Source organism: Vibrio sp. 11-4(1), assembly GCF_013048625.1.
GTDB classification, from domain to species: Bacteria; Pseudomonadota; Gammaproteobacteria; order Enterobacterales; family Vibrionaceae; genus Vibrio; species Vibrio diabolicus.
In genome coordinates this window covers 668,457-690,304 of record NZ_VHSY01000001.1, presented here as the reverse complement: position 1 = coordinate 690,304, position 21,848 = coordinate 668,457, and the positions used below count along the sequence as shown (strand labels likewise).

23 protein-coding genes are annotated in these 21,848 nt (G+C 46.6%); 19 read left to right on the top strand and 4 right to left on the bottom strand.

From position 1 onward, the window contains the following. Positions 1-5 precede the first annotated feature (5 nt). The 8 genes from flgF to FKN16_RS02830 are packed head-to-tail and all read left to right on the top strand — an operon-like array spanning position 6 to position 7,277. On the top strand, positions 6-737 hold the full coding sequence (gene flgF, locus FKN16_RS02865; protein ID WP_170901947.1) for a flagellar basal-body rod protein FlgF: 732 nt from the start codon (positions 6-8) through the stop codon (positions 735-737). 27 nt (positions 738-764) lie between these two features. Continuing rightward, complete coding sequence (flgG, locus tag FKN16_RS02860; protein WP_005395297.1) at positions 765-1,550, top strand: flagellar basal-body rod protein FlgG; 786 nt, start codon at positions 765-767, stop codon at positions 1,548-1,550. A 32-nt stretch (positions 1,551-1,582) separates the two neighbouring features. Continuing rightward, a complete protein-coding gene (gene flgH, locus FKN16_RS02855; RefSeq protein ID WP_005395295.1) occupies positions 1,583-2,254 on the top strand; it encodes a flagellar basal body L-ring protein FlgH in 672 nt (223 codons plus the stop codon). Then, entirely contained in the window at positions 2,254-3,375 is a 1,122-nt protein-coding gene (locus FKN16_RS02850; RefSeq protein ID WP_031780462.1) for a flagellar basal body P-ring protein FlgI, read from the top strand. Before flgH ends, FKN16_RS02850 begins: the two co-directional genes overlap by 1 nt. A gap of 10 nt (positions 3,376-3,385) precedes the next feature. Further along, a complete protein-coding gene (locus FKN16_RS02845; protein ID WP_170901946.1) occupies positions 3,386-3,934 on the top strand; it encodes a rod-binding protein in 549 nt (182 codons plus the stop codon). Then, the gene (gene flgK, locus FKN16_RS02840; RefSeq protein ID WP_005395291.1) at positions 3,935-5,308 is read left to right on the top strand and encodes a flagellar hook-associated protein FlgK; all 1,374 of its coding nucleotides are present in this window, start codon (positions 3,935-3,937) and stop codon (positions 5,306-5,308) included. Positions 5,309-5,319: 11 nt separating this feature from the next. Next, positions 5,320-6,219, top strand: coding sequence for a flagellar hook-associated protein FlgL (gene flgL / locus FKN16_RS02835; RefSeq protein WP_005395290.1), 900 nt, complete (start codon positions 5,320-5,322; stop codon positions 6,217-6,219). A 17-nt stretch (positions 6,220-6,236) separates the two neighbouring features. Then, positions 6,237-7,277 carry a hypothetical protein gene (locus FKN16_RS02830; RefSeq protein ID WP_012842382.1) on the top strand — a complete coding sequence of 347 codons (1,041 nt, stop codon included), beginning with the start codon at positions 6,237-6,239 and terminating at the stop codon, positions 7,275-7,277. An 88-nt stretch (positions 7,278-7,365) separates the two neighbouring features. Here FKN16_RS02830 and FKN16_RS02825 read toward each other — a convergent pair whose 3' ends face one another. Next, positions 7,366-10,020 (bottom strand): DUF2339 domain-containing protein, encoded by a 2,655-nt coding sequence (locus FKN16_RS02825; RefSeq protein WP_170901945.1) that lies wholly within the window; start codon positions 10,018-10,020, stop codon positions 7,366-7,368. A gap of 422 nt (positions 10,021-10,442) precedes the next feature. On the opposite strand from FKN16_RS02825, the gene FKN16_RS02820 reads away from it, so the two are divergent. The 4 genes from FKN16_RS02820 (at position 10,443) to FKN16_RS02805 (ending at position 14,636) form a co-directional block, all read left to right on the top strand. Next, complete coding sequence (locus tag FKN16_RS02820) at positions 10,443-12,242, top strand: sodium:proton antiporter (RefSeq protein ID WP_005395287.1); 1,800 nt, start codon at positions 10,443-10,445, stop codon at positions 12,240-12,242. 239 nt (positions 12,243-12,481) lie between these two features. Next, complete coding sequence (gene fni / locus FKN16_RS02815; RefSeq protein ID WP_065645655.1) at positions 12,482-13,501, top strand: type 2 isopentenyl-diphosphate Delta-isomerase; 1,020 nt, start codon at positions 12,482-12,484, stop codon at positions 13,499-13,501. 192 nt (positions 13,502-13,693) lie between these two features. After that, positions 13,694-13,957: a DUF3012 domain-containing protein gene (locus FKN16_RS02810; protein WP_005395285.1), complete on the top strand. Its 264-nt coding sequence runs from the start codon at positions 13,694-13,696 to the stop codon at positions 13,955-13,957. 280 nt (positions 13,958-14,237) lie between these two features. Continuing rightward, positions 14,238-14,636, top strand: a complete 399-nt coding sequence (locus FKN16_RS02805; protein WP_046873838.1) for a GFA family protein — start codon at positions 14,238-14,240, stop codon at positions 14,634-14,636. A gap of 96 nt (positions 14,637-14,732) precedes the next feature. On the opposite strand, the gene FKN16_RS02800 is transcribed toward FKN16_RS02805, so the two are convergent. Beyond that, on the bottom strand, positions 14,733-15,083 hold the full coding sequence (locus tag FKN16_RS02800; protein WP_170901944.1) for a rhodanese-like domain-containing protein: 351 nt from the start codon (positions 15,081-15,083) through the stop codon (positions 14,733-14,735). A gap of 269 nt (positions 15,084-15,352) precedes the next feature. Here FKN16_RS02800 and FKN16_RS02795 point away from each other — a divergent pair, with 269 nt between their 5' ends. The 4 genes from FKN16_RS02795 (at position 15,353) to FKN16_RS02780 (ending at position 18,716) form a co-directional block, all read left to right on the top strand. Beyond that, positions 15,353-15,643, top strand: a complete 291-nt coding sequence (locus FKN16_RS02795; protein ID WP_005373989.1) for a co-chaperone GroES — start codon at positions 15,353-15,355, stop codon at positions 15,641-15,643. A 33-nt stretch (positions 15,644-15,676) separates the two neighbouring features. Continuing rightward, positions 15,677-17,275: a chaperonin GroEL gene (groL, locus tag FKN16_RS02790; RefSeq protein ID WP_005395280.1), complete on the top strand. Its 1,599-nt coding sequence runs from the start codon at positions 15,677-15,679 to the stop codon at positions 17,273-17,275. Between the two features lie 105 nt (positions 17,276-17,380). After that, positions 17,381-17,590 carry a hypothetical protein gene (locus FKN16_RS02785; protein ID WP_170901943.1) on the top strand — a complete coding sequence of 70 codons (210 nt, stop codon included), beginning with the start codon at positions 17,381-17,383 and terminating at the stop codon, positions 17,588-17,590. Between the two features lie 154 nt (positions 17,591-17,744). Beyond that, on the top strand, positions 17,745-18,716 hold the full coding sequence (locus FKN16_RS02780) for a leukocidin family pore-forming toxin (RefSeq protein ID WP_104970249.1): 972 nt from the start codon (positions 17,745-17,747) through the stop codon (positions 18,714-18,716). An 89-nt stretch (positions 18,717-18,805) separates the two neighbouring features. Here the strand turns inward: FKN16_RS02780 and FKN16_RS02775 are convergent, their stop codons facing one another. Continuing rightward, positions 18,806-19,417, bottom strand: coding sequence for a LysE family transporter (locus FKN16_RS02775; protein WP_023583920.1), 612 nt, complete (start codon positions 19,415-19,417; stop codon positions 18,806-18,808). Positions 19,418-19,526: 109 nt separating this feature from the next. On the opposite strand from FKN16_RS02775, the gene FKN16_RS02770 reads away from it, so the two are divergent. Both FKN16_RS02770 and FKN16_RS02765 read left to right on the top strand, forming a co-directional pair. After that, complete coding sequence (locus FKN16_RS02770) at positions 19,527-20,414, top strand: LysR family transcriptional regulator (RefSeq protein WP_170901942.1); 888 nt, start codon at positions 19,527-19,529, stop codon at positions 20,412-20,414. 59 nt (positions 20,415-20,473) lie between these two features. Then, the gene (locus FKN16_RS02765; protein ID WP_005395273.1) at positions 20,474-20,845 is read left to right on the top strand and encodes a VOC family protein; all 372 of its coding nucleotides are present in this window, start codon (positions 20,474-20,476) and stop codon (positions 20,843-20,845) included. Between the two features lie 101 nt (positions 20,846-20,946). On the opposite strand, the gene FKN16_RS02760 is transcribed toward FKN16_RS02765, so the two are convergent. Next, the gene (locus FKN16_RS02760; RefSeq protein WP_005481464.1) at positions 20,947-21,168 is read right to left on the bottom strand and encodes a hypothetical protein; all 222 of its coding nucleotides are present in this window, start codon (positions 21,166-21,168) and stop codon (positions 20,947-20,949) included. Positions 21,169-21,292: 124 nt separating this feature from the next. Here FKN16_RS02760 and FKN16_RS02755 point away from each other — a divergent pair, with 124 nt between their 5' ends. Beyond that, on the top strand, positions 21,293-21,820 hold the full coding sequence (locus tag FKN16_RS02755; protein WP_134645408.1) for a TetR/AcrR family transcriptional regulator: 528 nt from the start codon (positions 21,293-21,295) through the stop codon (positions 21,818-21,820). Positions 21,821-21,848 lie beyond the last annotated feature (28 nt).

Below are 21,848 nucleotides of genomic sequence, written 5' to 3'. Positions count from 1 at the left end.
TTTGCATGGATAGCTTGTTATTTACTGCAACGTCAGGTGCGAGTCGAGTTCTTAAGGCTCAGCACGTGCGTTCAAACAACTTATCAAACGCTGATACTGCTGGCTTTCGAGCGGATATGGAGCGCGTGCGCAGTGTAGAAATGCAAGGCCCAGGTTTTGATGGTCGCACTATGGTTGTGACCAACTCTGCCTCAACGCGTTTTGATTCTGGCGACATTATGAAAACGGGACGCCCGTTGGATGTCGCCATCATGGGTGAGGGTTATCTTGCTGTTGAAACCCCTGCGGGTAACGAAGCGTACACGCGAGCGGGCAATATCCAAGTCGACACTTTTGGTGCCATGACCATCAATGGTTTCCCTGTTCTTGGTGAAAATGGGCCTTTGGTTGTGCCTGATTATCAAAAGATTGAAATCAGCGAGCGTGGTCAAGTATCCGTGATTCCACCAGGTGGTGGCGCAGAAATCGTCGCTGGAACGTTGAAGTTGGTTAAACCAGAAATGAACCAACTTCAAAAAGAGAGTGACAGCCTACTGCACAGTGTAGATGGCGTGCCATTCGCTGTCGATGAAACGGTGCAACTTTCTCCTGAGCACATTGAGGGCAGTAACGTATCTGCCATTGATGAGTTGATTAGCGTGATGTCGTTAACGCGTAACTTCGAGATGCAAGTTCGCATGATGAAAACGGCCGAGACGTTGGCACAAGCTGGTAATAAATTAATGGCGGCGAGATAAGTCTCGCCCCGCAAGGAGTAATAAAAAATGCATTCAGCATTATGGGTAAGTAAAACAGGCATGGCAGCGCAGGACACGAAGATGACTGCCATTTCTAACAACCTAGCGAACGTAAATACAGTTGGCTTTAAGCGTGACCGAGTTGTATTCGAAGACCTTTTCTACAGCATTCAGCGTCAACCTGGTGCTCAAGTAGACCAAGTTAACGAGTTGCCAAGTGGTATTCAGCTAGGTAGCGGTGTTCGCGTAGTTGGCACGCAAAAAGTGTTTACGCAAGGTAACACTCAAAATACAACACAAGAGTTGGACCTTGCCGTTATGGGACAGGGTTTCTTTCAAATCGAAAACTCGGATGGACAGATCATGTACACACGTAATGGTCAGTTCCATGTCAACTCTGAAGGCTTAATGGTGAACAGCCAAGGCTTGCCGTTAGAGCCACAAATTCAGATCCCAGATAATGCCTCTTCATTCTCTGTTGGTGTTGATGGCACGGTAACAACAACGACGGCGGACGATCCAACGCCACAGCAGCTTGGTCAAATCACGCTCGCAAAATTCATTAACCCAGCAGGCTTAGAGGCCGTGGGTGGTAACTTGTTCCGTGAAACGGAAGCCAGCGGCCCGGCAGATGAACTGATTGCTGGTGAAGATGGCGCAGGCCTCATCAAGCAAGGTGCATTGGAAGGTTCAAACGTACAAGTAGTGGAAGAGATGGTCGACATGATCACGACTCAACGTGCGTATGAGATGAATGCGAAAGTGGTCTCTGCTGCAGATGACATGCTGAAGTTTGTTTCGCAATCAATGTAAGTATGAAATTGGTGATGATGAAGGAAAAAGCAATGAAATGGCTTTCTAAGAGTTGGGCAGTAGCCGCCGTGTTGCTGGTGGGATGTGCCGGCCGTCAGGAATTTATTCCGCCTGAGCCAAATGCCGAGGAATATGCACCACCAACGCTCGATTACACGTTGCCGGAAACCCAGTCTGGTAGCCTTTATCGTCACCAATACACGATGACCCTGTTTCAGGATCGTCGTGCTTACCGAGTTGGCGATGTGTTAACGGTTCAACTATCAGAAGAAACCTCATCGAGCAAAAAAGCGGGTACTAAGTTTGGCAAAAGCTCAGCGGTTAACTTCGCGGCGCCGACCATAGGAACGAAAACGTTCGATGAGTTAGGGGTTAGTGTCGATGGCAGCCGCAACTTTGATGGCAGCGCTTCAAGCTCACAGGGTAACAAGCTGCAAGGTGCTATCACCGTAACGGTACACGAGGTGTTACCTAATGGTGTATTGCGTATCAGTGGCGAAAAATGGCTGCGCCTTAACCAGGGAGATGAGTTTATTCGTCTCACTGGCATTGTTCGTGTGGATGATATTAATCGCAGCAACCAAGTTTCTTCTCAACGAATTGCTGATGCACGAATTACCTACGCAGGTCGCGGAGCTCTGGCTGACAGCAACGCAGCCGGATGGCTAACTCAATTCTTCAACAGCCCATGGGTACCTTTCTAATGAAGACAATGCAATCTTTCTTTACGTCTTTCCTATTGGTGTTGACCTTGGGATTACCAACCACTTCACATGCTGAAGTGGAAATTCCGATCATGGACTTGGTCGATGTACGCGGCATTCGAGAAAACCAATTGGTTGGTTATGGTTTGGTGGTTGGCTTAGCTGGCCAGGGTGACCGAAACCAAGTGAAATTTACTTCTCAATCTATCACCAACATGCTCCGTCAGTTTGGGGTTCAAATTGATGACAGTATGAACCCTAAGCTACGAAATGTGGCTTCTGTGAGCGTGACAGCAACCGTTGATCCAATGGCGGGCCCCGGACAAACTTTGGACGTGGTCGTGTCTTCAATTGGTGACGCGAAAAGCCTCCGTGGCGGTACGCTATTGTTGACGCCTTTACGCGGTATTGATGGTGAAGTGTATGCCATTGCACAAGGAAACGTCGTGGTGGGCGGTTTGTCTGCAGAAGGGCGAAGCGGCTCCAAAGTCGAAGTTAATACGCCAACGGCAGGTCGCGTCCCGAATGGTGCGACGTTAGAGAGAGAAATCAAAACTGATTTCAACCAGCGTGATGAAGTCACCTTAAACCTGCGTAAACCAAGCTTCACGACGGCAAAAAATATCGCGCGTGAAATTAACAATACTTTTGGGCCTAACGTTGCTGTTGCGATCAATAAAGCGCGCATTGATATGCGTGCACCAAAAGATACCCAACAGCGCGTAGTGATGATGTCGATGCTTGAAGAAATGAGCGTCGTGGAAGGCCGCAAGCCGGCTCGAATTGTCTTTAACTCTCGCACGGGAACGGTCGTGATCGGTAAGAGTGTCAAAGTGAGTGAGGCGGCAGTGAGCCACGGCAACTTAACCGTGCGAATTTCTGAATCACAACAAGTCAGTCAGCCAAATGCGTTTGCAAATGGCGATACGAAAGTCGTTAACCAAACGGATCTTGATGTGAACGAAGATTTAGCTCAAATGGTGATTTGGCCTCCAGGCACGGAGCTCAACACTATTGTGACTGCGGTAAACAGCTTAGGTGCCACACCTACTGACTTAATGTCTATCCTGCAAGCACTGAGCGAAGCGGGTGCATTGAACGCTGAATTGGTCGTGATTTAAGGAGTTAAGGATGAAACTAGACAGTACCAATGAACAAACTCAACTGAATTCGATGCTGTATCACGACAACAGCGCACTTGCCAACATCAAGCAGAGTCGAGATCAGGAAGGCGCGCTTGAAGTAGTAGCGGGTCAATTTGAGGCGATGTTTTTACAAATGGTGCTGCGTCAAATGCGCAGCAGCAGCGATGTTCTAGCGGATAAAGACAGCCCGTTTGCAAGCCAGCAGCAAGGTGTTTTCCGCGATATGTACGATGGGCAACTGGCAATGGAACTGGCAAAAAAGCAGAGCTCAGGCATTGCCAATATGCTCATCCAGCAACTTAGCCCCTCTATGCGCGAAGTCGCCTTTGATGCTGCGCGTAACATCTCATCTGCAAACGATGGTAAAGGTGCGAATTCTGAATCTATCTCACAGCTTGATGCTAACGAGATTGAGGAGAACTCAAGCTTATTTAATACCGCCTCTCAAGCCGTCGCCTCTGTAAAACAGGTGCTCGGTGAGGCCGGTATGACTACCGCGTTTTCTCAGCCGTTGATCAGGAAAATGGAGCTGTAAATGAACCTAGTTAATATTGCCCTTTCAGGTTTAGGCGCGAACCGCGTGGCCTTAGACGTAACGGCACAAAACGTGGCGAACGTGAATACTGTGGGCTACAGCCGTCAACAAGCGTTGATGGCATCAGTCGATGACGGAAAAGCTAACCGCTTAAGCCCTGGTTTAGGGGTAGAGGTCACCAGCATTCGCCGCGTTACAGACCAATTTCTGATTAAGCAAACGTGGTCAACTAACAGTATGGCGGCGTACGCTTCTGGTTACACCAGCAACATGAGCCAATTGGAAAATACGCTAGGGGCCGATGGCTTCAGTATTTCTGCTGGTTTGGACTCTCTAAACGCTGCGCTTAACGATGCCACGGTTAAGCCTGAGTCGATCCCTTACCGTCAACAAATCATCAACGAATCTGAAGCGTTGGCGCGCCGCTTTAATACGTTGACCGAGTCTTTGCACAACCAACATAAAGATATGAGCGACCAGCGTAATGCGGCACTCAACCACGCGAATAGCCTCATGGAAAACATCGCGAAGGTAAACAAGCAGCTGGTTGAAATGCAAGGAACAGGCGGCAACCCATCGCAACTTATGGATGAACGAGATAAATTGATCGGCGAGTTATCTCAAACCATCGAAATCAGAACAACAGAACAGCCTGACGGCAGTGTTCAGGTAACGTTGACCTCTGGTCAGCCACTTGTGATGGGCACGGACCATGGCAAACTCGCAGCCGTTCCAGACCCTAGTGACCCTTACGTAGCAGACTTACACGTAACATTCTCAAGCCAAAGTTTTGCGATTGGTGACTCTCTTGGTGGCAAATTAGGTGCGATTAACGATTATCAAACCGATGTATTAAAACCAAACCAATTGGCTTTGAATGACATGGCGAAAGCATTAGCGGATGAATACAACGCTGTGCTCGCTACTGGACAAGATTTAAATGGTAACCCAGGTAAACCATTGTTCAGCTACGACCCTGCCAACCCAGCGGCAAGTTTGGATATCACTGAGTTGACTCCAGGTGAGCTTGCGTTTTCAAGTGATGGTACGCCAGGTAATGCGGATGTATTGCAGTCGTTGATTAATTTAAGCAACAAGCCTGTTTCTGTGACTGGCTATGGCTCAGTGAGTTTGAATGACGCATTCAGTTCTATGGTGGGTCAAACCGCGATTAAAGCACGCCAAGCAGACGCCGATTACCAAGCTAAGTTAGCCATGAACAAGCAAGCACATGCGGCTCGTGACAATGTGAGTGCCGTTAACAGTGATGAAGAAGCGGCTAACTTAATGACGTTTGCTAATGCACACAATGCCAACATGAAAGTGATCAGCACAGCGAATCAGCTGTTCGATTCTGTATTGCAGTTATTCTAAAGGAAACCCAGATGCGAATCAGTGACAATCAATTTAGCCAAATGATGCTGCAAAGCCTGCAAGGTAACAATGCAGGTCTGGGGCACGTGCTACAACAAATGACGACAGGTGAGCGTCTAACTAAACTATCTGACGATCCAATGGCATCGATTAAGCTGCTTAATTTGGATCGTGAAAACAGTGCCATCGCCCAATATCAAAACAATATCGCAAACGTCAAAACCACGCTTTCGAGTCAAGAAACACATTTAGACTCAGTGAAAGAGAGCCTAATGAGTATGCGTGATATTGCATTATGGGGCGCGAATGGCTCACTGACTGATCAAGACCGTACCGGTATGATCACGGAGCTAAAGAGCTATCGTGATTCAATTGAGTCGTCTTTCAATGCTCAGGATGAAGAAGGACATTACCTATTTTCAGGCACCAAAACTGACACCCCTGCTATAAACAGTGCAAGCGGTAGTTATGTCATCGAGGGCAACAGCGATAAACGTGTCGTGACGATTGCGAAAGGCGTAACGATGGATTCCAACATGACGGCAAAGGACATTTTGGACCTTGGTGGCGGCAAAAACGTACTGGATCAAATTAATAATCTAATTACAGAATTTGAGAACCCGAGTCCGAATTTCCAAGCCGAAGTGGACGCAAGCCTGAGTGCCATTGATGATACGTTGGCAAGCGTACTTGGCACGATGACGGAGATTGGTGGCCGACACAATAACCTAGATTTGGTTGGCGGTGCTCATGGTGAGAATAAACTGTTCGTCGATAAAGTATCAGGTGACCTCTCAGCTCTGGATTACGGTGAAGCATCGGTACGCTTGAGCAATTACATGGCGGCTTTGCAAGCAACGCAAGCGAGCTATGTAAAGATCAATGATCTATCGTTGTTTGACCGTCTATAAGGTTAGGAAGTTCTTTTATGGTAATGAGTACAGTAGAGGTCAGACCCCATAGCATACGCTTGGGTGGGCAAGAACAAGCCTCTATCATGCCGACCCGTTCTGCAGACTCAAGTACTGCAATTAAACCGCGCCCGGCGCAAGTTCAGGCTGACACTGCGTCAGCCTACTCTGTCTCTGGGATTCAACTGACCCAGGGTCAGCAGCAAGCGACGGCAGTGCAGATCGCATCGAAATCGTTGCAGGTGATTGGCAAAGAGCTGACTCAAATTAAACGTGGCTTGACGCAAGCGGTGAATCAAGGCGTACAAAATGTACCTGGCTTGCAGGATACATTGGTTCGTTCTAAAGCCACCATTCAGAACGTTGTGGAGCATGCTCGTTTCGACGGCCAGAAAGTGCTCAACAACGAACTGCATTTAAAGCTAGATAAAGCAGACATTCGTCGCTTTTCTATTCCTGGCTTGAACGTGCATCGCTTAAGTGACAAGGCTGAGCAAATTCGTTTGGATTTCCCTCAGGGTCAAGCGGTAATGATTCAGTTCGATGGACAAGCCGATGGTGCTCGAACTGTCAAAATGCTTGACCGAAGCTTGATTGCTTTAGGGATGCGTGCCTCATTAGCTGACGATGGCAGCATTTTATTTGAAGCCAGAGACAACGCTTATCAGCAAATGCAGCAGAAAGTGATGGTCACGGGCGAAGGGCACCGTTTTCCTGCGGGCCAGCCGAACGTTCTAAATCTAAAGTCAGAGCCAGATGGTATTGCAGAACTTGGGTTTGATTTGGCGTCACGCGATGGCATGAAACAGACGATTGCCAAAGTGAACCAGCACCTAAGACAAGTGCAAACGAGCTTGCAGGAAGCGAAAGCATTTCATGGAGAGTTGAATACTCAAATGCGCTCAATTCAAAATAAAACCGCGCAGCTTTCTGTGGATGATGTGAATGCAAAACTGGATGGTTTTGTGCAGAAGTCTGGTGAGTTTACCTCGACTTTTCAAGCGTTGAATGCACAAGCAAACGTGCGTCGTCATACGGTTGTTGCGTTGCTAAAATAACGAACACTCCAATGATTCCCGGCTTTGCATCGCTATCGCCCCCCAATAACGAGAACGGTGCATTGTCGGGAATCTCTCTTTAATTCGTTTATGGTTCGAGTGCTTTTGCCACCGAGCGATTCAATTTCTGGAATAACCACCCAAGCGCGATTAAAGATGCTCCTAAACCTAAGAAGCTGATTGCTCTCCAGAACCCATCCAGAGAACTAACATCCCATAAGAATACTTTTAGTGCGACAAAAGCTAAAACCACTAGACCCACGCGCTGCATCATCAACCCTCTGTGTGTCACACCGCGCCAAGTAAGCAATCCACCTACGAGCAAACCTGCTACTGAATAACTGAACAGTTCTGCCATGCTAGTCGGTTGGTACAGCATCATGGATGTGGTTTGCCAGAATTGACGGATAGACATACCTAACCAAATAGCAGCAAGTGCAAAGCCTAGGCTAGCAACCGCAAATCGATGAACCTGTAACGTATTCCAGCCTCTAAATGTTGCGATAAGTAGGATACAAGCTGGCAGCAACCAGCCGACGCTTAGCATATTAATAACGGGAAGAGCTTGGGCTGAGACGTTGTCAGTCACCAATGGCGACTCTGCCGTATTAAGCAAAATTATCAGCAATGCGAAGGCACACCAAAGCAGGTAGCTGTAGGCTTCATAGATGCGGCTTAAGCGTTGTGCAAATTGGCTACGGTAGCTGTACACCATACCCATAACCAACGCTTGGTTAGCAAAAACGATGGCGCTTGCGAAATCAATGTGTCCCAAATAGCCGTACTGCCCAGTTAACCAGTAGTTGGTTTGAGTGAATAGCGCCATTAAGAATACATGCAAAAATGCGCCTTCAAACCAGTTGGTCAGTTCGAGGTCCACTTGCTTTAGCGTTGCTCGAGCATAGAGCAGGATGATGAGAGACGGTAGGTAACTCACAATAACCCAAGCCCAATGTCCTGCTTCTACGGGTTGCCATTCAGGGATGAAGGGTAAAAGTGTGAGGCGGATGACCAGTATCCCCATCGCCACTTTAATCGCCCAACTTGCGGGGCGAAATAACCCTGATTGCGTCTGCAACGCCATTACCGCAACTTGTATCGAGATTGCTGTCGTCAACCAGGTATCGCTTAACCAAACAAAGGCGATGCCTACAATTAAAGCGTGCATGACGGCAGAACATTCCAATGCTAGCGAATGTAAGCGCTGACCAAGTACAACGTAATAAACGGTCACCAATGCGCAGAATGCAGTCCAGTGCCACAGGTAGCCTTGCATAAATTCGTCGACATAAAACAACGTAATCAAACTCATTGCTGGAGCCAGTACCAACAGAAGTACGCCGCTAAGTTGCGATCGGTCACTGAGTGACTGGCAATAAGTTCGACAGCAGATCAGTGCAATACTGGTGGCCAATGCGAGTAAGATACTGGCACCATGTTCTGGCATATACAAAGCGTCAAACGCGACAGTGAGGACAACAAGTGCGGTCGCAGAGACCAATATGGAAGGCAAAAATACGCGCAATGACCAACCTGTGCGAACCGCTGGGAGCCATACTGTCGCAACGAGCAGCGCATAACAGTACACCATTTGCAGTGTGTCCAATTCTGGCATTCTAGTGACAGCCGAAAAGGTCAATAACGCAATCGCGAGAGAGGTAGCGGTCGGCGGATTTGTCCACTTATTCTGGCAGTGATGAGAACGAGGATTGAGTGTCCAACCCAGTCTTGGAACGGCGAAAATAAGATAGAGCGTAATTGAGAGATAAATAGCCAGCCAAGAAAAAAGCGTCTCAAGCGGCATGCTTTCAATGAGCAACAGCATCCAAACAACATGTGGAAGCGCGATGCTTGGAGAAATCCATGCACTACGCACTTTTTGCATTAGCAATGTTGCCGCGACCGAGATCGCGCTGATATACCCAGCTAATAAGAAGTAATTAGGCTCGCTTCCACCAATCCATAACGGTGCGGTATATCCACCAATCAGACCAAGCACCGCCATCAACGGCCCTTGCTGTAAAGATAGAGCCAAGCTACAAAATGCAGCAGCGGCTAAGATGATAAGCGAGACACTAGGCGTCAGCATTTGATAAACAACAAACGCAAAGATAACCGTGCAGTAAATACCAGTTAGCCCGGTTCCGGTAACGGCGGCAGGCACATAAGTAAAGCCTTGGGCTCGTGTTGCTCGTTGAGGATTTTGTTGTTCTTTGCGGTGGAACCATTCGCCAACAAGCACCATAAGTAACGAGAGTACAAACGCAAAGGACACACGCATAAATGGCGAAAACTCAATGTGACTACCAATAACCTGTACGAGATACCCCCCACCAATTAGCATTGCCAGCGCGCCCACCCAAACCAACCAGTTTTCTTGAATGTTGCTAAACAGACTCTGCACTCTACTTGGCAATATAGACTCTTGTTCTTGACTAAAAACGTCCAGTTGAACTTCGCTTGCCTGGTATTGAGCTTGATGTGTTGTGTTTGGATAAGATGCTCGATCGGTAATCGGGTCATGCTCCTTAGAGGATGAGGAATTTGCCTCTTTTGTTACCTCTTCAACGCTGGATTGTTGACGCGTTGGTTGGTTCGAGTCCTTATTTAGACTGACTCGCAGTGATGTTACCTCTTCACGAAGTTTGGTTAGCTCTTTTTCTAAAAGTGCTGCTCGGTTGGCGGCTTTCACTCCGATGAGGATGGCGAGCAATGCCATGAATAGTGCTAGTATTACGTACAATCCATTTCTCCTTGCGTACGTCGCGTGACACACGATTCTTAACTTTGAGCACGTACGCTAAAGCTTAGTCCAAGCGCTTTGCCTTAGCTTCATATAGTGCTAGGTTCCGCGCTTTCTTTAAGAATCATTCTACATAATGAAACTCAATGCGTAATGATGAATTCGACGAAGCGACATACTTGTGTGTCACTTTAAGATCTGATGAACAGAAATGAGTCGTTAAGTCATTGGGGTTCAACTATATTCATAATTCTGATGCGATACCCAAGTGACCTCAAAAATGTGCATTTCAGAGGCATGCTGTCGAAGAGTCGAAGGTAAGCCGTTTAGTCTGCATGCCAAGTCATGCTTATTGAACCGCACGCCGAGGTTATTTGGGTATAGCGCATTCACGCGAAAAAAGACAAAACAGGTAATGATTAATGCAAGTGGGTAATGAAGCGCTGGTTCTATCAGCGGTTGGGGTCATTGGTTTAGGTTGTCAGTGGTTGGCATGGCGATTGCGCTTACCAGCGATTTTATTTTTGCTGCTAGCTGGGTTGATTGTCGGGCCATTTATGCAGTGGTTAAATCCAGATGAGATTTTAGGGAATTTGCTCTTTCCGTTGGTTTCATTGGCGGTTGCGGTGATTCTTTTCGAAGGCAGCTTGACCCTAAATTTTAAAGAAATTCGCGGTGTGAGTGGCTCAGTCTGGAGTATCGTTTCCATCGGGGCCATCATTTCGTGGGCAGCAACCAGTATTGCGACGCACTATTTCCTCGGTTTTACTTGGGAGCTCGCCATGTTGTTCGGCAGCTTAACCGTGGTAACAGGTCCGACGGTGATAGTGCCACTTCTTCGGACGGTAAGGCCTAACAGTACGCTTGCTAATATTTTGCGTTGGGAGGGGATCTTGATTGATCCACTCGGTGCGCTTTTTGTTGTGATGGTTTATGAGTTCATCGTATCGCACAGCGCGATAAATAGCGTCGAAGTGTTCGGGACGCTCATTGCCGTGGGCGTCATTCTTGGTGCGGCCTCCGGCGCAGCAGTCGCAACAATTATGCGCCGTGCGTGGCTACCGGAATACTTGCAGCCATTTGCGGTTTTGATGATCGTGCTCGGCGTATTTTCCGTCTCCAACCATATTGAGTCTGAAGCCGGATTACTCACGGTTACTGTAATGGGTATGTGGCTTGCCAACGCAAAGGGCATCAATATTCAACAAATTCTGCACTTTAAAGAGCACTTGACCATATTGCTGATCACCGGCCTATTTATTTTCCTTGCTGCACGCATTAGCTTGGATGATTTTGCTGCGCTGGGTAGTGGCGCGTTATTGCTGTTTGTATTTATGCAGTTGGTGTCGCGCCCGTTGTCGATTTTCCTCTCAACCATCCGCAGTAACTTGAGACTTAAAGATAAACTGTTTCTGTCTTGGGTTGCACCGCGCGGTATTGTCGCTGCCTCTATTTCTTCTCTTTTCGCGATCAAATTGACCGAATACGGTATTGATGAAGCGATTTTACTGGTTCCTATGACCTTCATGGTGATCATCGGAACGGTTGTTTTACAAAGTGCAACGGCACGTCCTGTCGCATTGATGTTGGGCGTCGCGGAGCCAGCGCCACGCGGCTTCTTGTTGATTGGTGCTAACCGAGTAGCAAGAGAAATTGGTCAAGCGTTGGCACGCTATGACCGCCGTATATTGATGACCGATTCTAACTGGGAGTACATCAGTCAAGTTCGTATGTTGGGGCTGGATTACTACTACGGGAATCCGATTTCTAGTCACGCAGATGACAATTTGAACCTGATAGGGGTGGGACAAGTCGTTGCATTAACGCCTGACCAGCATTTCAACATTATGGCTTGCATGCAATTTGTCGACGAGTTTGGTGAAGATAAAGTTCACTGCTTGCAAAAAGTGAAAACCAATGGCAATGGTAGCGAGAAGCACTCCGTGGCTCAGGAGTACCACGGTAAATTGCTGATGGGCGGTAACGTAAGCTATACCCAGCTGGCCAGTTTGTTGAGCCGCGGTGCAGAGATAAAACACACGAAATTGAGCGACAACTTTACGTATCAAGACTATTTAGCGCATCACAAAGGGAACTCGGTAGTGCCGTTGTTCCACGTTGAAGAAAAAGGGAAAATTCAATTCTGTGATGACCCTGAGCAGTTTGCTCCAACCACCACAAGCACCGTTGTGTCTCTGATTCTGTCAGAAAGCGCAAAGTAAATTAGAGAAGTATGCGGCCCATTTTTATCGTGGTGTCTCGCACGCTGATTACTTCAACTTGGAGAAACACTCGCCTGCTTGTTTAAAACAGAAGGCGAGTTTCTCTTTCTATAATGTCAGAGTAAGTCGTGATTCATTACTGGTTTCGGAAAAGTAATCTCGTGAATTCAGAAAATTCGCATTGACGTTACTGATAAGGATCGCAATACTGCGCGACTGTTTTACTTTAGGGTGACATTATGGCTCCGCAAACTAACCGAAAAGATTTACATCTAGACGCTGTTTTACATCATGACATGAGCATGAAGCATAAAACGGCGGGCTTTGAGTCTGTCGAGTTTGAACACTGCGCGCTGCCAGAATGTGACTTTCAGGCGATCGACCTATCGACAGAGTTTCTTGGCCACCGATTGGCGCTGCCGTTTTTGATTAGCTCGATGACAGGTGGAGCGAAAGACGCTGAAGTGATCAATTGTCGTTTGGCTGAAGCTGCCAGTGAATTAGGCATTGCGATGGGCGTGGGTTCGCAGCGTATTAGCTTAGAAGAGCGCCAACACGCAGGTCTAGGCAAAACCATTCGTGATTTAGCCAAAGATGTGCCGCTTTATTCCAACCTTGGAGCCGCTCAATTGCGCGACAAAGGTAAACTAGATAATGCGCAGCGTGCGGTTGAATCCATTCAAGCGGATGCGTTGTTTGTACACGTAAACCCAATGCAGGAAGCGTTTCAGAAAAATGGCGACCATAATTGGATTGGGGTCTTACACGCTATCGAGCAGCTTAAATCTCGCGTGAATGTTCCGATCATTATTAAAGAAGTCGGTTTTGGTATAAGTGGTCACGTTGCGCAGCGATTGGTTGACGCCGGTGTGGATGCCATTGACGTAGCGGGCGCGGGTGGCACAAGTTGGAGCGCGGTTGAAGGCTATTGCCAAGATAACCCGAAAATGCAGCGTGCAGCCGAGCTTTTTCGCGATTGGGGTATCCCGACGGCAAAATGTTTGACTCAAATAAGAGCACAGCATCCTACATTACCTTTGATCGCCTCAGGTGGTGTGCATAACGGACTTGAAGCGGCGAAAGCCATACATTTGGGCGCCAATCTCGTTGGGCAAGCGGGCGCAGTCTTGAAAGCGGCTACTATAAGCACTCAAGCGGTGGTCGAGCACTTTGAGCAAATGGCGTTAGAGTTACGTTTATCATGTTTTGGCACGGGGTCTTCTAAGATCAGCGCATTAACGCAAGCGCGCAGCCTATAGGTGTTTATGGTGTCATTTACGCAGCTTGGCTCAATAATTTTTCGGTGTCTTAACACGTAGACTGATAATTTCGTTATAGTTGATATAAAAGTCACTTCAACAAGTGACTGCTTAGTTCAGACCGTTGAATGGGCATTTGTTGAAGCGATTGAGTTTTATTTTAATATTGTTTGCAACTGGAACCTTAAATTTATGAAAAAACTAGTCATGCTGATGTTGGCGGCTTCTGCTTTAACCGCTTGTAGTGATGAAGTGGGCACTGAAGGCTGGTGTAACGACATGCGCGATAAGCCAAAAACAGAATGGACAGCAGACAACGCAGTAGACTTTGCGAAGCACTGTGTTCTTCAAGATGGTGTGGGCAGCGAGCAATGGTGTGAGAACCTGAAAGATAAGCCAAAAGGTGACTGGAGTGCAAACGAAGCCACCAGCTTTACTAAGCACTGCATTTTCTAAGCACTACACTTTCTCAACACGGCGTCTCTTATTAAGAGCGATGACTGTGTTAGACAAAATATTAAGAAAACACCAAGCGTCTTGCTTGGTGTTTTTGTATCGACAATAGCTTGGGCTCTCACGTGCTGAGCACACCTATCTTTCCTCTGAGTAGAGTGTTTTACATTTTCGTTTCATTTTTGAAAACCTGTATTACCTGCCTTTAATTTTTCGCATTGCAGTGGCATGGTGTCGGTGTATTCGTCTAATTCAATTAGATTCATAACAAAAAGGGACTCAAATGGAAGTACTCAAAGGCTCATGTCTGTGTGGTAAGGTGAAATTGGAAGTGGCAGATGAATTCAAGTACATGGGAAATTGCCATTGCTCGGAATGTCGCAAGTTCACAGGCTCCGACTACTCGTCTGCAGGTGGTATCGCTTTGGATAAGTTGCTCATTACTCAAGGAAAAGAGGATATTCAGACTTATCAGAAAAGCGAAAATACCATGCTATGTTTTTGTCGCCATTGCGGATCGAGCCTGTATTCGAAAAAGAACAATGGTATTGTCAATATTCGCCTAGGGGTCTTGGATGATGCACCATCCCACAAGCCAAATTTCCATATTTTTGTCGCGTCCAAAGCGCCGTGGCTTGAGATATCGGATAACCTGACTCAGTTTGAGGCCGGGCCCAAATAGAGTAGTAGCGGAAGAGATTTATTTAGTAACAGAGGGCGTTGCAATAAGTTTGCAACGCCCTCTGCACTTTTATTTTTGAAATTAGAACAGAGATGATTATTTGGCGTCTTGCAGTTCTTCTAAGCCACCTGCATTGTGCAGATTCGTGAACCCTTGCGATTGCAAATATTGATACGCTTTACCAGAGCGATTACCACTGCGGCAGTACAATACGATCGCTTGATCTTTATCGACGTCTTGGAAATGTTTATCAAGCTCAGATAGAGGGAAATTGACCGCATTGTCTAAATGCCCCTCAGAGAACTCTTGCGGCGTGCGTACATCGACAATCATTGCGCCTTTCTCAATCAGTTGCCATCCTTGCTCAGCACGCTCAGAAGCCGCCACGTTGGGAGAAAGCAAACCAACGCACAATGTTACAAGAAACAGAGATACGACCTTTTTCATTGTTTGATTATCCTTTTTAAGAGTATCTAACCACTCTAGATTTGATTGAACACATTTTCCATCATAAAGAGGTTTTAAGTGGTCGTGAATGTCAAAAGTTTCGATAGAAGATTTTATTCAATTCAATAAAAAATTTTTATGAAATCCACCTCTTGAACTCCAATTTTTCGACCTTATTATTCTCATCGAAAGCGAGCGGTCGACTCGCAAATCCATCTTGATGTTTATTCTGTCTTTTATTTTTGGTTCCAAGTAGGAGGCACTTAAAAATGAAAATTCGTCCTTTAAATGACAAGCTAATTGTTGAAAGACAAGAGGTGGAAAATAAATCTGAAGGGGGAATCGTTTTAACTTCTCAGTCGGTGAAAAAATCAAACCGCGGGAAAGTCATTGCTGTTGGTTTAGGTAAACGCCTTGAAAATGGCGAACGCGCTGCGATGGAAGTCAAAGTGGGCGACCAAATCATTTTCAATGACGGTTACGGCGTGAAAACCGAGAAAATTGACGGCGCAGAATACTTGATTCTGTCCGAATCTGATGTGTTAGCAATCGTTGAGTAATTATTTTTGTAGTAGTTTTTTGAGGAGATAATTATGGCTGCAAAAGACGTATTATTTGCTAATGACGCACGTCAAAAAATGCTGAAAGGTGTGAACTTACTGGCGGACGCAGTAAAAGTGACACTAGGCCCTAAAGGCCGCAACGTTGTGCTTGATAAATCTTACGGCGCGCCAACGATCACTAAAGATGGCGTGTCTGTAGCGAAAGAAATCGAACTGAAAGACAAGTTCGAAAACATGGGCGCACAAATGGTGAAACAAGTGGCGTCCAAAGCGAATGATGAAGCGGGTGACGGTACAACGACGGCTACTGTACTGGCGCAATCTTTCATCAATGAAGGTCTTAAAGCGGTAGCCTCTGGCATGAACCCAATGGACCTAAAACGTGGTATCGACAAAGCCACTGAAGCGGCGGTTGAGAAACTACGTGAAATGTCTAAGCCATGCAGCGACAAAGAATCCATTACCCAAGTGGGTAGCATTTCTGCAAACAGCGATCGCGCGATCGGTGAAATCATTGCAGAAGCGATGGAAAAAGTGGGTCGCAATGGCGTGATTACGGTGGAAGAAGGCCAAGGTCTAGACAACGAATTGTCTGTGGTTGAAGGTATGCAATTCGACCGCGGTTACTTGTCGCCATACTTCATCACTAACCAAGAAAATGGCAGCGTAGAGCTAGACAACCCTTACATCCTATTGGTGGACAAAAAAGTCAGCAGCATCCGCGAGCTATTGCCAGTGCTAGAAGAAGTGGCGAAATCTTCTCGCTCGCTATTGATCATTGCTGAAGACATCGAAGGTGAAGCGCTAGCGACATTGGTTGTGAACAACATGCGTGGCATCGTGCGTGCGACTGCGGTGAAAGCACCTGGTTTTGGTGACAACCGTAAAGCGATGATGGAAGACATTGCGGTACTAACCGCAGGTACGGTCATCTCTGAAGAAATCGGCCTAGAACTCGAAAAAGCAACGCTAGAGCAACTAGGTAGCGCGAAGAAAGTGACCATCACCAAAGACACAACAACCATTGTGGGTGGTGCAGCAGAAGCAAGCGCGATTGCTGATCGTGTGGCTTCGATTGAAAAACAAATCGAAACAACCACCTCTCAATACGATAAAGACAAGCTTCAACAACGTGTTGCGAAGCTTTCTGGCGGCGTAGCGGTGATCAAGATCGGCGCTGCAACTGAAGTTGAGATGAAAGAGAAGAAAGACCGCGTGGACGATGCGCTACACGCTACTCGCGCAGCGGTTGAAGAAGGTATTGTTGCTGGTGGTGGTGTTGCCCTAACTAAGATCGCGAAAGAATTGGCGGATCTAAAAGGTGACAACGATGACCAAAACGTGGGTATCCGAGTTGCGCTACGTGCGATGGAAGAGCCTCTCCGTCAAATCGCAACTAACGCAGGTGACGAAGCTTCAGTCGTAGCGAATGCTGTCAAAGCGGGTGATGCCGATTACGGTTACAACGCTGCAACAGGTGAATACGGCAGCATGATCGAAATGGGTATCTTGGACCCTGCGAAAGTAACACGTTCAGCGCTTCAATTCGCGGCGTCTGTTGCTGGCTTGATGATCACGACTGAAGCGATGATCACCAACCACGTTGAAGACAAAGAACTTGATATCTAACGTTATCAATCGTTAGTGATTAAGTAGGCGTTAAAACAACAATAACATTGCAAAACCTAAGCGGGCTCGCTTGAGCCCGCTAATCAGTCATTTGAGGTAAGTGTTATGACCCGTTTACCCGCGTTTTCTTTCTCAATATCTGAGCCGAGCGGTAATGAAGCTTCGTCAACGTGGCCGACGGCTATTCACTTCCCCCTCGTTCAAGCTGGGCCAGAGTTTTCGATCGAAAATGCTCTGCCTAAACGTCCGACAGTGACGATATTCACTATCGATCTGTCTCAGTTACTTAAAGGGGACGCTCGGGTCATTCATTAACTGCATCGAAACAGCCAACGTAAGTTGGCTGTTTTTTTTCATTTCTGGGTGTAGGTCAAATTATTGATAATGTGAATCGTTTTCGTTTGATTGTCGCTACTTGTTCAATGTGTTAGCTTAAATTGGGACTGTTCCCAAGTAAGGTAATAAAATAATGAATAAGAAAATACTGCTTCCCTTAATGTTAGGGATTTCCGCTACTGCCGCTGCTTCTGATAACAAGGTTGTAGAAAGTGTCTTGATTGATGACATCGCGCTAGAAGGTTACGTGAAGAAAAGCTATGAGGTCGTGATGCAAAGCGAGCCTGAGCTTTTCCCGTACGCGTTTCGTGGTAGCCGTGTGCAAATGAAGTTACTGGTTGAGTTATTCCATAATTCAAAGAACGACAAAAAAGCGGCTCGCGTGATCACTCTAGGGAATGGTTATGTACCAGGTAATCCGGGTGTAAAACACACTTACGATGCTGCGATTGTGGACCGTTTTACTCAAAACTACCCAGTCGCGTTCGACTACAGTATCTATCAAGCTGGTGGCACGCCGGTATTTAGTGAGGATTACTCACCGCAAAACGAAGCCAATGATGTTTCGGTATCGACAACCACGGTTGCACCGTCTATCGGCTTAACCGCGACTGCAACACCGGGCTCGGCACCAAGTTTTTCTGGCTCGTTGACGACCGATCTCGGTGTGGCTTATACGTCTCGCTACTCAAGTAAGGATTACGTCACCGCAGCCAAGCCAAAAGCTTCCATGGAACGCGGTATGGGCGTTAAGTGGACCACCTCTCTTAGCCAGATTTACACCAACGACTACCAGTACTACGGTAAATGGGCGGGTGTTTACCACTACACAGGTTGTTCAAACGAGAACCTATTACCAGAAGAGAACTTGCCGCGTTTGATCTACGGTTTCAAACCGAAATTCCAGTACGTGTTCACACCAGAATTTGAGCGTGGAGAAGAGCCCAAAACGGAGATGATCGCACGAGCTGGCATGAAAGAAGTTGAAGAAGGTTTCTCTCGCAATGCGTGTAACTGGTACGATCAAGGCACAACGAGCCACTACACTGAGGCACAAATTCGCTTCACGATTGATTGGGATAAGCTCACCGTTATCACTCAATAAACGTTTCACTTATCAGACCGAAGGTTTGTGGATTGTAATGCGGCTCCAGTAGCCGCATTTTTTGTGTTCAAACTCTGACCGCAAACGTATTAAGCCTTTAAGCCCAGCATCGCGCCGAAAATGACCAAACCCGCCCCACATGCTTGATTGAGTCGATGCTTAATCTTCAACAAGAAGGCTTGTAATTGGGGGGACGTGAATAAAACTGCAACGATAGAAAACCAAATGCCGTGCAGCGCAATCATATAAATCCCGTAAAACAAGGCGATATGTTGCTGACTAGAATCGGGAGAAATCACTTGGCTAAAAATACTCAGAAAAAACAGCATCGTCTTAGGGTTGAGTAAATTACACAGAAATCCCTGCATGAAAAATCGCCACATTGAATACTCGCTCTGTTGAATGGTTTCTGAGTTTGGCGCAGGCTGCGAGGAGAATATTCCTTTAATCCCAAGGTAGACAAGATAAGCAGCCCCAAGGTAGCGTACGAGATTAAATAACCATTCATTTTGTGAAATTAAGTAACTGATCCCCAGCATGGAGTAAGCGATGTGGATGCTTATCGCCATGCTGATACCAATCGCACTGTACACGCCAGCTTCTCGTCCTTGATTTAAGCTGTTTCTTAATACCAAAACAAAGTCTGCGCCAGGGCTAATAACAATAAGTACCCCCAATAGCGCAAGAGTTACAAATTCCATATCGGTTTCCTGTTTGAATGATGAAGTCTGTGATGTAGCGGAATTGTAGGCGTCTTTGTTACTGACTATAATCGAAAAATATTCCCATATTGGTGAGAAAAACTCACAAATGCGTCACCTAAAATCTTTCTATGTCTTCCACGTTGCGGCGAGCTCTTCAAGCTACACTGAAGCGGCTGACAAACTGAACATCACCCACGGAGCCGTGAGTAAGCAGATCAAGCAACTTGAGCAATATCTGTCGCAACCTTTGTTTTTGAAAGAGGGTAGGAAATCCGTGTTGACGGCAGAAGGTGAATTACTCAAGACATACACAAAAACGGCATTCCAAACGCTAGAAACAGGCGTGAATACACTCATTCAAGAAAAGCATCAGCATCTTGAAGTGTCTTGTGAACCGACATTAACCATGCGTTGGTTGATGCCAAGGCTTGCTGCGTTTAATGATGAACACCGTGCTGATGTTCGTTTGTCGACGGCGGGAGGCCCGGTAACATTAGGATCAACAGGGCTTTCGATGGCGGTTCGTCGAGACGATTTTGCTCAGCACGATTACAACAAAACCATTCTTGTTGAAGAGTGGGTGGGGCCAGTATTTTCTCCTGAGTATTGGCAATCCATTCAAGACGATTTGGATGCAGTTCGATTGTTGAATAGCCAAACTAGACCGCATGCTTGGGCGGATTGGCAGCTATCAACACGTTGTGAAACCTTCAACGGCAACACTCAGCAATCATTTGCGCATTTTTATTTTTGCATACAAGCCGCGGTGGATGGCTTAGGCGCGGCGATGGGATCGTATCCTTTTGTTATGGACGATATTAAGCGCGGTAATTTGGTCGCGCCATTTGGTTTTGTACTATCAGGTTGCAATTATGTTTTATTGAGCCAAGATAAAAAGCGTACAGAACTCGAACATAAATTCATCACGTGGTTACAAACGCAAATGGTAGAGTGTGTACCACTACCATCGCAGCAAAATACGCAAGGCGAATAGAAGGCGTAGAGCGTGATTACGTCAGTCAGTTTGATGGAAAAGGGCTTAGGAAATTGGAAATGGAAAACCTCAATATTGTTGAAATCAAATCATTTGTTCCAGCGAAAGATTACGCGCTCTCAAAACGTTTTTATGAGGCGATAGGCTTTGATATGGCGTCAGACTTCGGTGATGTGGCGTACTTCTCTCAAGGCAGCTGCGCGTTTCTTTTACAGAATTTTTATGAGCCAGAACACGGCAACAACTTCATGATGCACTTGCTCGTAGAAGACGCAGAAAGCTGGCATCAGCACTTATCCAAAGTGGGCCATGAGGAATTTGGTTCGCGTTTAACTGAGCTGGTCGAGCAACCTTGGGGCATGCGCGAATGTTGTTTGTTTGACCCTAGTGGCGTTTTATGGCGAATCGGTCAGAACATGAATACTGACTAACGCCAGTCCTCTTTTTAGAACATCTATATCGCGCAGGTATTGATATCTCGATACCTGCGCGTTTTGTTTTTTGCTTAACTTTGCCAACGTTTCTCGCGCACTCACGCCTTTTTCGAGGTGGTGTGCGATGGACTGACCCCAAAAAGCTCCTCAAGCAGCATGGCTTTGAGTTCTGCTCTGACTTCTGCCCCACCGATTAACGCCAAAAGTGCGAGTCCACCTGGGATGAGAATCACCATCAATATGGGTCTTAAAATATACGAAAAGCAGAATATGGTCGGCAAGAAAATCAATCCTTGGCCTAGTTTGTTTAATACGTACATGAGCGATTCCTTTTGTTTTTATATAAAATTGAGCGTGCTCATTTTTTATAATTGAGCGCGCTCAATTTGTCAATATCAGTCGCTCAAGGTATGATCCTTTCAGGCTCATTAAGCAGATACATCAATGACGAAGCGACAACAAACCAGAGATAAAATCCTAAAAGCCGCGTGGGCATCTTTTGCTCAAAATGGCTATGACATGACGACCACAAGGCAGATTGCGAGAGAAGCAGGAGTCGCCGACGGTACGGTGTTCAGCCACTTCCCGACTAAACTGTCGATTTTGCGCGAAGGGATGCTGGCGCAACTGCAACAGATCAGCCAAGAAACGCTAGTCAGTGTGGAAGGTAAAACTGATATCGACATCGGTTTGGCGCTGACTGAGAAATACTATCGCTACTATTTTGCGAACGTCGAGCTGAGCCGAGCCTTGTTGAAAGAGGTGATTTGGGATTTGGATTATTATCAGTCGTTTAACCAAGCTTTGTTTCAATCTGCGAGCGTAAGTTCTGTTCTTGAAGACAAAATGCCGTTGATTTTTGACTGCTACTTCATGACGCTAATCGCACATTTAAGCCGAGCAGAACCGGATGTCGAAGCCGCGCTTACAGATCTTCATGCTAAGTTTCAGCAAATCATTGCGACTACATAAAATGGCCCCAACGCAGAATCTGAAAGAA

What these genes read in the sequence shown, in the direction of transcription:
- fni (WP_065645655.1), top strand. Translation starts at nt 12,482, where the DNA reads ATGGCTCCGCAAACTAACCGAAAAGATTTACATCTAGACGCTGTTTTA.
- FKN16_RS02760 (WP_005481464.1), bottom strand. Translation starts at nt 21,168, where the DNA reads ATGTACGTATTAAACAAACTAGGCCAAGGATTGATTTTCTTGCCGACC.
- FKN16_RS02770 (WP_170901942.1), top strand. Translation starts at nt 19,527, where the DNA reads ATGCGTCACCTAAAATCTTTCTATGTCTTCCACGTTGCGGCGAGCTCT.
- FKN16_RS02805 (WP_046873838.1), top strand. Translation starts at nt 14,238, where the DNA reads ATGGAAGTACTCAAAGGCTCATGTCTGTGTGGTAAGGTGAAATTGGAA.
- FKN16_RS02765 (WP_005395273.1), top strand. Translation starts at nt 20,474, where the DNA reads ATGGAAAACCTCAATATTGTTGAAATCAAATCATTTGTTCCAGCGAAA.
- FKN16_RS02850 (WP_031780462.1), top strand. Translation starts at nt 2,254, where the DNA reads ATGAAGACAATGCAATCTTTCTTTACGTCTTTCCTATTGGTGTTGACC.
- FKN16_RS02780 (WP_104970249.1), top strand. Translation starts at nt 17,745, where the DNA reads ATGAATAAGAAAATACTGCTTCCCTTAATGTTAGGGATTTCCGCTACT.
- flgK (WP_005395291.1), top strand. Translation starts at nt 3,935, where the DNA reads ATGAACCTAGTTAATATTGCCCTTTCAGGTTTAGGCGCGAACCGCGTG.
- FKN16_RS02845 (WP_170901946.1), top strand. Translation starts at nt 3,386, where the DNA reads ATGAAACTAGACAGTACCAATGAACAAACTCAACTGAATTCGATGCTG.
- FKN16_RS02820 (WP_005395287.1), top strand. Translation starts at nt 10,443, where the DNA reads ATGCAAGTGGGTAATGAAGCGCTGGTTCTATCAGCGGTTGGGGTCATT.
- FKN16_RS02810 (WP_005395285.1), top strand. Translation starts at nt 13,694, where the DNA reads ATGAAAAAACTAGTCATGCTGATGTTGGCGGCTTCTGCTTTAACCGCT.
- FKN16_RS02755 (WP_134645408.1), top strand. Translation starts at nt 21,293, where the DNA reads ATGACGAAGCGACAACAAACCAGAGATAAAATCCTAAAAGCCGCGTGG.
- groL (WP_005395280.1), top strand. Translation starts at nt 15,677, where the DNA reads ATGGCTGCAAAAGACGTATTATTTGCTAATGACGCACGTCAAAAAATG.
- flgH (WP_005395295.1), top strand. Translation starts at nt 1,583, where the DNA reads ATGAAATGGCTTTCTAAGAGTTGGGCAGTAGCCGCCGTGTTGCTGGTG.
- FKN16_RS02785 (WP_170901943.1), top strand. Translation starts at nt 17,381, where the DNA reads ATGACCCGTTTACCCGCGTTTTCTTTCTCAATATCTGAGCCGAGCGGT.
- FKN16_RS02830 (WP_012842382.1), top strand. Translation starts at nt 6,237, where the DNA reads ATGGTAATGAGTACAGTAGAGGTCAGACCCCATAGCATACGCTTGGGT.
- FKN16_RS02800 (WP_170901944.1), bottom strand. Translation starts at nt 15,083, where the DNA reads ATGAAAAAGGTCGTATCTCTGTTTCTTGTAACATTGTGCGTTGGTTTG.
- flgF (WP_170901947.1), top strand. Translation starts at nt 6, where the DNA reads ATGGATAGCTTGTTATTTACTGCAACGTCAGGTGCGAGTCGAGTTCTT.
- FKN16_RS02775 (WP_023583920.1), bottom strand. Translation starts at nt 19,417, where the DNA reads ATGGAATTTGTAACTCTTGCGCTATTGGGGGTACTTATTGTTATTAGC.
- flgG (WP_005395297.1), top strand. Translation starts at nt 765, where the DNA reads ATGCATTCAGCATTATGGGTAAGTAAAACAGGCATGGCAGCGCAGGAC.
- flgL (WP_005395290.1), top strand. Translation starts at nt 5,320, where the DNA reads ATGCGAATCAGTGACAATCAATTTAGCCAAATGATGCTGCAAAGCCTG.
- FKN16_RS02795 (WP_005373989.1), top strand. Translation starts at nt 15,353, where the DNA reads ATGAAAATTCGTCCTTTAAATGACAAGCTAATTGTTGAAAGACAAGAG.